The sequence below is a fragment of the Ferrovibrio sp. genome (assembly GCF_035304305.1).
Taxonomy (GTDB): domain Bacteria; phylum Pseudomonadota; class Alphaproteobacteria; order Ferrovibrionales; family Ferrovibrionaceae; genus Ferrovibrio.
This window is the reverse complement of the sequence record NZ_DATGQG010000155.1, coordinates 20,050-29,284: the sequence shown is the minus strand read 5'-3', so window position 1 is coordinate 29,284 and position 9,235 is coordinate 20,050. Positions and strand designations below refer to the sequence as shown.

Annotated in this window: 11 protein-coding genes; 4 read left to right on the top strand and 7 right to left on the bottom strand. The window is 66.5% G+C overall.

Annotated features, from left to right (window positions below; genetic code table 11):
* The 7 genes from VKZ87_RS17225 to VKZ87_RS17195 form a co-directional block, all read right to left on the bottom strand.
* The coding region (locus VKZ87_RS17225) for a GTP-binding protein (protein ID WP_324222507.1) at window positions 1–380 on the bottom strand (380 nt) is incomplete at its 3' end.
* 10 nt (window positions 381–390) lie between these two features.
* The gene (cysD, locus tag VKZ87_RS17220; RefSeq protein ID WP_324222506.1) at window positions 391–1,191 is read right to left on the bottom strand and encodes a sulfate adenylyltransferase subunit CysD; all 801 of its coding nucleotides are present in this window, start codon (window positions 1,189–1,191) and stop codon (window positions 391–393) included.
* Window positions 1,192–1,213: 22 nt separating this feature from the next.
* Window positions 1,214–1,960, bottom strand: a complete 747-nt coding sequence (locus tag VKZ87_RS17215) for a phosphoadenylyl-sulfate reductase (protein ID WP_324222505.1) — start codon at window positions 1,958–1,960, stop codon at window positions 1,214–1,216.
* Complete coding sequence (locus VKZ87_RS17210; protein ID WP_324222504.1) at window positions 1,957–2,472, bottom strand: DUF934 domain-containing protein; 516 nt, start codon at window positions 2,470–2,472, stop codon at window positions 1,957–1,959. Before VKZ87_RS17210 ends, VKZ87_RS17215 begins: the two co-directional genes overlap by 4 nt.
* Window positions 2,459–4,117, bottom strand: coding sequence for a nitrite/sulfite reductase (locus VKZ87_RS17205; RefSeq protein ID WP_324222503.1), 1,659 nt, complete (start codon window positions 4,115–4,117; stop codon window positions 2,459–2,461). The genes VKZ87_RS17210 and VKZ87_RS17205 overlap by 14 nt, the downstream gene beginning before the upstream one ends.
* A complete protein-coding gene (locus VKZ87_RS17200; protein ID WP_324222502.1) occupies window positions 4,104–4,442 on the bottom strand; it encodes a DUF2849 domain-containing protein in 339 nt (112 codons plus the stop codon). The genes VKZ87_RS17205 and VKZ87_RS17200 overlap by 14 nt, the downstream gene beginning before the upstream one ends.
* Window positions 4,443–4,453: 11 nt before the next feature.
* Window positions 4,454–5,494 carry an NAD(P)-dependent oxidoreductase gene (locus tag VKZ87_RS17195; protein ID WP_324222501.1) on the bottom strand — a complete coding sequence of 347 codons (1,041 nt, stop codon included), beginning with the start codon at window positions 5,492–5,494 and terminating at the stop codon, window positions 4,454–4,456.
* Between the two features lie 202 nt (window positions 5,495–5,696).
* Here VKZ87_RS17195 and VKZ87_RS17190 point away from each other — a divergent pair, with 202 nt between their 5' ends.
* The 4 genes from VKZ87_RS17190 to VKZ87_RS17175 all read left to right on the top strand — a co-directional run bounded on the left by VKZ87_RS17190 (window position 5,697) and on the right by VKZ87_RS17175 (window position 9,234).
* The gene (locus VKZ87_RS17190; protein ID WP_324222500.1) at window positions 5,697–6,119 is read left to right on the top strand and encodes a hypothetical protein; all 423 of its coding nucleotides are present in this window, start codon (window positions 5,697–5,699) and stop codon (window positions 6,117–6,119) included.
* Between the two features lie 11 nt (window positions 6,120–6,130).
* Window positions 6,131–7,012, top strand: coding sequence for a helix-turn-helix transcriptional regulator (locus VKZ87_RS17185; protein ID WP_324222499.1), 882 nt, complete (start codon window positions 6,131–6,133; stop codon window positions 7,010–7,012).
* Between the two features lie 63 nt (window positions 7,013–7,075).
* Entirely contained in the window at window positions 7,076–7,876 is an 801-nt protein-coding gene (locus VKZ87_RS17180; RefSeq protein WP_324222498.1) for a phytanoyl-CoA dioxygenase family protein, read from the top strand.
* Window positions 7,873–9,234, top strand: a complete 1,362-nt coding sequence (locus VKZ87_RS17175) for an NAD(P)H-dependent oxidoreductase (RefSeq protein WP_324222497.1) — start codon at window positions 7,873–7,875, stop codon at window positions 9,232–9,234. The genes VKZ87_RS17180 and VKZ87_RS17175 overlap by 4 nt, the downstream gene beginning before the upstream one ends.
* The last annotated feature ends 1 nt before the right edge of the window (window position 9,235 follow it).

Below are 9,235 nucleotides of genomic sequence, written 5' to 3'. Positions count from 1 at the left end.
GCCTGGGCGGCGCCGGTAACCATGTTCTTGAGGAACTCCTTGTGGCCCGGCGCGTCGATGATCACATAGCGCCGCCGCTCGGTGGTGAACCAGATCTGGGTCGTGTCCACCGTAATTCCCTGGTCGCGTTCGACCTGGAGGGAATCGAGCAGGAATGACCATTCGAAATCGAGGCCGCGTTTCTCGGAAACGGTCTTCAGCTGCTCCAGCCGGCCGGCAGGCAGGCTGTCGGTGTCATGCAGCAGGCGGCCCACCAGCGTCGACTTGCCATGATCGACATGGCCGACGATGACGATGGGGAAGGCGCGCCCCCTTGCTACACCGGCGCGCAAAGCGCCGGGCCGGGCTTTCGGATGGATGGCGAGGTCGACAACGCTCATGGCTCAATCCTCACATATAGCCCGCGACGCGAAGGCGCTCGAAAGCGTCCTCCGAATCGTGGTCCATCGCGCGTCCGGCGCGCTCGGGTTCGCGGGTGACTTCCAGTTCGCCGATGATGTCTTCGATGCTGGCGGCGCGGCTGTCGATGGGGAAGGTGATGCCGATTTCGCCCAGCGAGCGGAAGCGCTTGCCCTCGCTGTTGGCGAAATACAGCGGCACCACGGGAATGCCTTCGCGCTGGATGTAGCGCCAGATGTCGAGCTCGGTCCAGTGCAGCAGGGGATGGATGCGCATATGGACGCCCCCGGGCAGCTCGGTGCTGAAATGATCCCAGAGTTCCGGCGGCTGGTCGCGGAAATCCCAGGCACCGTCGTCGCCGCGCGGACTGAAGACGCGCTCCTTGGCGCGGGTCGCCTGCTCGTCGCGGCGGATGCCGGCGATCACGCCCTTCCACTGGTATTTCGCGATCGCTTCCTTCAGGCCGAGCGTCTTGCGCGCGGCGATGCGCGAATTGTGCGGCAGGGTCGGGTCGGTGGCTTCCAGCGGCGGGCAGGGATCCTTGATCAGATCGAGGCCCCATTCCCGGGCATAGTGGTCGCGGAAAGCGTAGGTTTCGGGAAATTCCAGGCCGGTATCGAGATGCGCCACCGGAAACGGTACGCGCCCCAGGAAGGCCTTTCTGGCCAGCCAGATCATCACGTTGGAATCCTTGCCCAGAGACCAGAGCATCGCCAGCGGACGAATGCGGCTGTAGGCCTCGCGGAGAATGTAGATGCTTTGCGCCTCCAGCGCATCGAGATCGTCACGCATGACTGTCTTACGCTTCTCTTTTCTAGTCGTCCGCTCTGGTGCGGGTGGGGAAGGGGGCAATGACGGTGTGGATCCCGCATTCGGTCTTGTCCTGGCCCTGCCAGCGGCCGGCGCGGGCATCCTCGTCCTCGGCGACCGGGAGAGTGCAGGGCTCGCAGCCGATGGAGAGATAGCCCTTCGCCACCAGCGGATGGCGTGGCAGGTCGTGGGCTGCGAAATAGGCAGCGATCATCTCGGGCGTCCATTGCGCCAGCGGATTGAACTTGATCCGCACGCCGTCGGACTCCACCAGCGGCAGGTCCCTGCGGGTCGCGGCCTGGAACTGCTTGCGGCCGTTGATCCAGGCGGCGTAGGGCTTGAGCCCGCGCTGCAGCGGCTCGACCTTGCGGATGCGGCAGCAGGCATCGGCATCGCGGAACCACAGCGTGCCGCCGGCATCGTTGGCGGCCAGCGTCTTCGGGTCGGGCGTCAGCACGCGGACCTGGCTCAGGCCCAGTCTCGCCGCCAGCTCGTCGCGATAGCTGAGGGTTTCGGAAAACAGCTTGCCGGTATCGAGGAACAGCACCGGCGTGGCGGGATCGACCTGCGCCACCAGATGCAGCAGCACGGCGGATTCGGCGCCAAAAGACGAGACCAGGGCAATCTCGCCGGGGAAAAGCTCGCGGATCGCGGTCCGCAGCACGTCGAGCGTCGGGCGGCTGCGCAGCCGTGCGTTCAGGCCGGCAGCATATTCGCTCAGGTCCAGGGTGGCGAGGGCGAGCGCGCTCATTCGGCAGCCTCCTCGCGGAGCAGGTGGCGCAGCCGCAGGTCGCGCGCCGTGACCCGGCCGTCGCCGGTCGGCTGGTAGAAGACGCTCAGGGAGGCCAGCGCCTTCGCAAAGACCTCGGCGGCATCGTCGCGCGGAATCTCGAAGGCATCGAAGCCGGCGCGGTGCATGTGCAGCAACTGGTCGCGCAGCACATTGCCGGTGGCGCGCAGCTCGCCGCGATAGCCGAAGCGCTCGCGCAGCAGGCGCGCCTGGCTGTAGGCGCGGCCGTCGCTGAACTTCGGGAATTGCAGGGCAATCACGCCGAAGCGGCCGGCCTCCGGGCCGAAGGCCAGGATATCGGCAGTGTTCGGCAGCAGGATGCCGAGCGGCGCGTTGCGTTTCTGCAGCGTATCCCTCTCGGCTTCCCAGCGGGCGTGGCTGATCAGCGCCGGCCGGTCGTCGGGCAGGTAATCGCCGTCCTCCACTTTCACCCAGATATCCTCGACCACGTGGCCCTGTTTAAGCAGCGGCATAGATCGCCTCCTTGAAGGGCTGCAGCCCGACGCGCCGGTAGGTGTCGAGGAACCGCTCCTTGCCGCGGCGCAGCTGCAGATAGGTCTCGACCAGGGTATCGATGGCATCCACCGTGCGCGCCTGGTTCAGGGCCGGGCCGAGAATGTCGCCCAGCGCGGCGCTGTCGTCGGCCGACCCGCCGAGGGTGAGCTGGTAGAATTCCTCGCCGGCCTTGTCGACGCCGAGAATGCCGATATGGCCCACGTGATGATGGCCGCAGGCATTGATGCAGCCGGAAATCTTGATCTTCAGCTCGCCGATGTCATGGGCGCGCTCCCAGTTGCGGAACCGCCGCGCGATCTGCTGGGCCAGCGGGATCGAGCGGGCATTGGCCAGCGCGCAGTAATCCAGGCCGGGGCAGGCGATGATGTCAGAGGCCAGGCCGACATTCGGCGTCGCCAGCTCATAGGCCTTCAGCGCGCGCCATACCGCCGGCAGATCAGCCTGCTTCACATGGGGCAGAACGAGATTCTGTTCGTGCGTGACGCGGATCTCGCCGAAGGAATAGCGGTCGGCGATGTCGGCGATGGCCTGCATCTGCTCGGCCGAGGCGTCACCCGGCGGCTCGCCCTCCTTCTTGAGCGAGATCGTGACGATCGCATAGCCGGGCTGCTTGTGCCTCGCCGTATTGCGGCGCGCCCAGAGGCCGAAATCGAAATCGGTGCGGAAGGCCTGCGCGTATTCCGGCGCGATGCCGGCGGGCAGCGCCTCGAAAGGCGGCGGCGCGAAATGGGCCGCGATCTGCGCAATCGTTTCCTCGGGGAGCCGCAGCGCGCTGTCGCGAATGGCGGCGAATTCCGCCTCCACCTTCTCGCGCATCGCCTCGATGCCGATCTCGTGCACCAGGATCTTGATGCGTGCCTTGAACATGTTGTCGCGGCGGCCGAAGAGGTTGTAGACGCGCAGGATGGCTTCCAGATAGCTCAGCAGATCCTGTTTGGGCAGGAAGTCGCGGATCGTCTTGCCGATGAAGGGCGTGCGGCCCAGCCCGCCGCCGACGATCACCTCGAAGCCGACCTCGCCGGCATCGTTCCGGTGCATGCGCAGGCCGATATCGTGCACGCGCACGGCGGCGCGGTCGTTCGGCGAGCCGGTCACCGCGATCTTGAACTTGCGCGGCAGAAAGGAGAATTCCGGATGGAAGGTCGACCATTGCCGGATGATCTCGCACCACACCCGCGGATCCTCGATCTCGTCATGGGCGGCGCCGGCGAACTGGTCGGTGGTGGTGTTGCGGATGCAGTTGCCGCTGGTCTGGATGGCATGCATCTGCACCCTGGCCAGATCGGCCAGGGCATCGGGCGCCTGTTCCAGCCGGATCCAGTTGAACTGCAGGTTCTGCCGCGTGGTGAAATGGCCCCAGCCGCGGTCGTATTTGCAGGCGATCTGGGCCAGTCCGCGCAGCTGTTTCGATGACAGCGTGCCGTAGGGAATGGCGACGCGCAGCATGTAGGCATGGAGCTGCAGGTAGAGACCGTTCTGCAGCCGCAGCGGCTTGAATTCGTCCTCGCTGAGTTCGCCGGACAGGCGGCGTTTCACCTGGTCGCTGAACTGGGCGACGCGCTCCTCAACGATGCGCTGGTCGAGCTGGTCATACTGATACATGGCGGTCCTCCCGGGCCGCGTCGCTGGTCCGGCCCGCAGTGGTCGGGCCCTGCGCGCGGATGCGCTCGCGGAACTGGATGGGGCGGGGCGGCGAGACACTCGTGTCGACGGGGATCAGATAGGGGTCGATCACGATGTTCATCTTCGCCTGGGCCTGGGCGACGGCGAGCAGGGCGGCGCCGGCCTGCACATTCGGCGCAACGGTGGCTTCACCGATGTCGCGGCTCCAGCTCGCCACCCTGGTGAGGTAGACGACGTCGCCGGTGGCGAGGTGATTGGCGGTGATGACCTGGGGGTGATTGTCGAGTCTGGGTGCCTTGGCCATGACGGTCTCCTTCAGGCGCGCCGCCGCTGGCGGAGGGGCCGGGAGCCGGCGCGGGGTTCCGCCGCAACGCCCGGCACCACGACCACGGCAATGCCCCGCGATTCCAGATGATCGATCTCGTCGCCGATGCGGATGGAGCGGGCGGGATCACCGGCCCGCAGCCGTACCACGCGGCGGCCCGACGCGGCATGTTCCGCCAGCAGGGCGCCGGTTCCCCCATCTGCGGCAGGGAGAGCTCCGTTTTCTCCGACCGGGAGGCGTTCGGCATCCCGGCGCGCGCGATCCAGGATCTCTGGAGCCACACCCTCGTCATGCAGGATGATGTCGGCTTCCTGCAGCGCCCGCAGCGCGGCCAGCGTCAGAAGCTCGGGGTCGCCCGGTCCGGCATCGACGACATGCACGATGCCCTGCGCGGCGTCTGGCTGCGGTCCGTTGAGTTCGGCAAGCAGGGCACTGCGGGCTGCAGCCTGTTCGCCCGCGAGCGCCCGCGCCGCCACCGGCCCGTCGAAGACGCGCTCCCAGAAGGCGCGGCGCCGTCCTGCATCGGGCATGACGCGTGCAACGGTCGTCCGGAATTCGCCGGCGAGCGCCGCCAGCGCACCCAGCCGCGCGGGCAGCAGGGCCTCGATCTGGGCGCGGATGCGGCCCAGCAGCAAAGGCGCCGTGCCGTTCGAGGCAATGCCCACCGTGATGTCGCCGCGCTCCACGATGGCGGGCACGAAGAAGTCGGAGAGATCGGGGCGGTCGACGACATTGACCAGGATGCCGCGCGCCCGGGCCGCCTCCGCCACCTGCGTGTCGAGGGGATCGCCGGCCGCGCTGATCACCAGGCACATGCCGTCGAGCAGGGCGGGGGAGAAAAAGCCTGTCCGATGGGCGATGCGGCCCTGACCGGCGAGGCCGGCGAGTTCGGAATTCGGTTCCGGGGCGAGGAGGGTGACGGCGGCATGGGCCTTGAGAAGCAGCCGGATCTTGCGGGCGGCATTCTCGCCGCCGCCGACGACCAATACCGGGCGGCCGCTCAGCTTCAGAAAGCTCGGGAATGTCTGCATGCCGCGCCCTCCGCGCCTGTGGAGAGCAAATGATATTTTACACTCGATAAGGAGAGTCAATACATAAATACAGATTTATCGATATATTTAGAATAAAATACAGTAATTAAATGTTCATATTGGGCTATTACCTCTCACGTAATTGTTAAGTCCCTGAAATTCCTCATCTTGGCACTTAACGGATCAGCCAAAGGAGGTTTTCATGATCAAGGATCAAGCCCTGCGCCGCCTGCTGCGGTTCGATTTCGCCCTCTGCCTTGCCTGCAGCCTGCCCGGGATCGTGGCGCCAGGCTGGCTGGCGGGCTTCCTCCTGCCGGACCAGGACAGCCTGTTCGGTTTCCCGATGGCGACGGTGATGCTGGAACTCGGCATCGTGCTGGCCGCCTATGCGATCCTGCTGCTGGCCGTCTCGTTCCGCGGCAGCATTCCGCGCGCCTTCGTGGCGGTCACCATTGCCGGCGATGCCGCCTGGGTGATCGGCACCCTTGCGCTGCTGGCGGCTCATGGCGCGACGTTCAGCCTCGGCGGGATCATCGCGCTGCTGGTCGTGGCCGTCGACACGGGACTGCTCGGCCTGCTGAAAGCCCGGGCCCTGCGCGGCAGCGCGCAGCCGGCCGCGGCCTGAGAGAGATGGCGATGCTGGATTTGCGCCGGCCTCTCGGCAACCATGAGGGCAGGGAGACCATCAGCATGACGACCGGCATCGCCGCAGCCTCGCCCTCGATCGCGCCGCGCGACAGTTTCGGCACCCTGATGCGGCAATGGCGCCGCCGCCGCGGACTGAGCCAGCTCGAACTTGCCGAAAGCGGCGGCGTCTCGCAGCGCCATATCAGCTTCCTCGAATCCGGCCGCGCCCGCCCCAGCCGCCAGATGGCGCTGCATCTCGGAGAACTGCTCGACATGCCGCTGCGCGAACGCAACCGCCTGCTGAACGCGGCGGGTTATGCCGGCGCCTACCGCGAAAGCCGGCTGGACGAGCCGCAGCTGAAGGCGGCAAGACATGCACTGGACCTGCTGCTGAAGCAGCAGGAGCCGTTTCCCGCCGTCGTCGTCGATGCCGGCTGGACGTTGCAGCTCGCCAACCAGGCGGCGCAGCGCATGATCGCCTTCCTTCTCGGTCCGCGCTTCGATCCGTCGAAGCCGGCCAACTTCATGAAGCTGCCGCTGCATCCCGAAGGCGCGCGGCCGTTCATCACCAACTGGCCGGAAGTCGCATCCGCGCTGCTGCACCGGCTGCAGCGCGAGGCGATGGACAGTCCGGCGGCCGCTTCCGTGCTGGCGGAAGTGCGGCGCTATCCGGATGTGGACGAGCTTTGGCGCAGGGTCGACTGGGACAGCGAGCCGCAGCCGCTGATCACCTTTTCCGTGGCGAAGGACGGCCTCGTGATCAATCTGGTGACCATGATCGCCACCTTTGGCACGCCGCAGGACGTGACCCTCCAGGATCTCCGCATCGAGAGTTTCCTGCCGGCCGACGAGGCGACCGAGCAGCTGCTGCGGCAAATGGCGCAGCGCTGATTTTGTCTTGCCAAAGCACGGGTAAGGTCTAGCCTCCTCCCGAAGAGCCCATGGGAGGAAGTCATGCGTCTGTCCCAGGACCAGATCGAGGCCTTCCACGAGCAGGGTTACCTGATCATTCCGGACTGCTTCTCGCCCGAGGAGGTGGATCTGCTGCGCCGCGAGGGCGAAGCGATCTACAGACTCGACCGGCAGGAGATCTGGCGCGAGAAATCAGGCGCGCCCCGCACGGCCTTCGCCGCCCATACCTACAACGAAGCCTTCCGGCGACTGGGGCGTCATCCGCGCCTGATCGAGCCCGTCGAGCAGGTCTTCGGCGAAAAGCTCTACATGCATCAGTACAAGGTGAACGCCAAGGCGGCCTTCGAGGGCGAGGTCTGGCAATGGCACCAGGATTACGGCACCTGGGCGCGCGACGACGGAATGCCCGAGCCGCGCGCGATGAACATCTCCGTCTTTCTGGATGAGGTGATGCCGATCAACGGCCCGCTCATGTTCATCCCGAAGAGCCACCGCCACGGCGTGCTGAATGCCGGCCACGATCTCGAGACCACATCCTATCCCCTCTGGACGCTGGACAAGGCGACCGTGACGACGCTGGTGGAGCAGGGCGGCATTGTCGCGCCGACCGGAAAGCCCGGCACGGTACTCATGTTCCACGGCAATCTCGTGCACGGCTCGGCGGGCAACATCACGCCCTATCCGCGCAAGATCGTCTATCTCACGCTCTGCGCCGTTTCCAACCACATCCGCAGGCCGACCCGGCCGGATTGGATCGCGCACCGGGATTTCACGCCGATCGAGCCGCTGGCCGATGACTGCCTGATGGAGCTGGTCCGCGAAAAGCGCGAGGCGGCGGAATGAATCTCTTCACGCTGCTGCAGAAACGCGCCGCCGCCGGCCGGCCGGTACGGGTGGGCCTGATCGGGGCCGGCAAATTCGGCACCATGTTCCTGGCGCAGGCACGCCGGCTGAACGGCCTGCATCTCCTCGGCGTCGCCGATCTGTCGCCGGAGCGCGCCCGGGCCTCTCTCGGCCGGGCTGGCTGGACCCAGGAGCAGATCGGCGCGCCGGACTTTGCCACCGCAGTGAAATCCGGCGCGACGCATGTCACCGACGATGCCGCGGCCCTGATCAGGGCTGACGGACTGGAGGTGGTGATCGACGCCACCGGTTCTCCATCGGCCGGCATCCGTCACGCGCTGCTGGCCTGCGAACACCGCCGGCATATCGTCATGGTCAATGTCGAGGCCGATGCGCTGGCCGGACCGCTGCTGGCGAGAAAGGCGGAAGAAGCCGGCATCGTCTATTCGCTTGCCTATGGCGACCAGCCCGCCCTGATCGCCGAGATGGTGGACTGGGCGCGGGCGGCCGGCTTCGACGTCGTCGCCGCGGGCAAGGGCACCAAGTATCTGCCGGTCTATCATGCCGCGACGCCGCAGACGGTCTGGAAGTATTACGGCTTCACGGACGAGCAGGTGGCGTCCGGCGACTTCAATGCACAGATGTTCAATTCGTTTCTCGACGGCACCAAGTCCGGCATCGAGATGGCGGCGGTTGCCAATGCCTGCGGTCTGACGCCGGCACCGGACGGCCTTGCCTTTCCACCCTGCGGCGTCGACGACCTGCCGATGGTGCTGCGCCCGCGCAGCGACGGCGGCCAGCTGCATCACAAAGGGCAGGTGGAGGTGATCTCTTCTCTGGAGCGCGACGGCAGGCCGGTCTTCCGTGATCTGCGCTGGGGCGTCTATGTCACCTTCGAGGCGCCCAGCGACTATGTGAAGCGCTGCTTCGCAGAGTATGGCCTGAAGACGGATGACAGCGGCCGCTACAGCGCGATGTTCAAGCCCTATCACCTGATCGGACTTGAACTCTCGATTTCTGTTCTCTCGGCCGCCCTTAGGCAGGAACCGACCGGCTGTCCCGACGGTTTCCGCGGCGATGTCGTCGCCACGGCGAAGCGCCATCTGGCGGCCGGCGAGCGGCTCGACGGCGAGGGCGGCTATACGGTCTGGGGCCGGCTGATGCCGGCGGCGGACTCGCTGCGCATCGGCGGTCTGCCCATCGGTCTTGCCCACAACGTTTCGCTCAGGCGTCCGGTCGCGAAAGGCCAGCCTCTGCGCTGGGAGGACGTTGCCTTCGACGCGGATGATGCCGCGGTGCGGTTCCGCCGCGAGATGGAGCAGGCCTTCACCGAAACCCGGGCCCGCGCCGCCGAGTAAC

Excerpts from the sequence above, each read along its gene's own strand:
- cysD (WP_324222506.1), bottom strand. The coding sequence starts at position 1,191 with ATGCGTGACGATCTCGATGCGCTGGAGGCGCAAAGCATCTACATTCTC.
- VKZ87_RS17215 (WP_324222505.1), bottom strand. The coding sequence starts at position 1,960 with ATGAGCGCGCTCGCCCTCGCCACCCTGGACCTGAGCGAATATGCTGCC.
- VKZ87_RS17210 (WP_324222504.1), bottom strand. The coding sequence starts at position 2,472 with ATGCCGCTGCTTAAACAGGGCCACGTGGTCGAGGATATCTGGGTGAAA.
- VKZ87_RS17205 (WP_324222503.1), bottom strand. The coding sequence starts at position 4,117 with ATGTATCAGTATGACCAGCTCGACCAGCGCATCGTTGAGGAGCGCGTC.
- VKZ87_RS17200 (WP_324222502.1), bottom strand. The coding sequence starts at position 4,442 with ATGGCCAAGGCACCCAGACTCGACAATCACCCCCAGGTCATCACCGCC.
- VKZ87_RS17195 (WP_324222501.1), bottom strand. The coding sequence starts at position 5,494 with ATGCAGACATTCCCGAGCTTTCTGAAGCTGAGCGGCCGCCCGGTATTG.
- VKZ87_RS17190 (WP_324222500.1), top strand. The coding sequence starts at position 5,697 with ATGATCAAGGATCAAGCCCTGCGCCGCCTGCTGCGGTTCGATTTCGCC.
- VKZ87_RS17185 (WP_324222499.1), top strand. The coding sequence starts at position 6,131 with ATGCTGGATTTGCGCCGGCCTCTCGGCAACCATGAGGGCAGGGAGACC.
- VKZ87_RS17180 (WP_324222498.1), top strand. The coding sequence starts at position 7,076 with ATGCGTCTGTCCCAGGACCAGATCGAGGCCTTCCACGAGCAGGGTTAC.
- VKZ87_RS17175 (WP_324222497.1), top strand. The coding sequence starts at position 7,873 with ATGAATCTCTTCACGCTGCTGCAGAAACGCGCCGCCGCCGGCCGGCCG.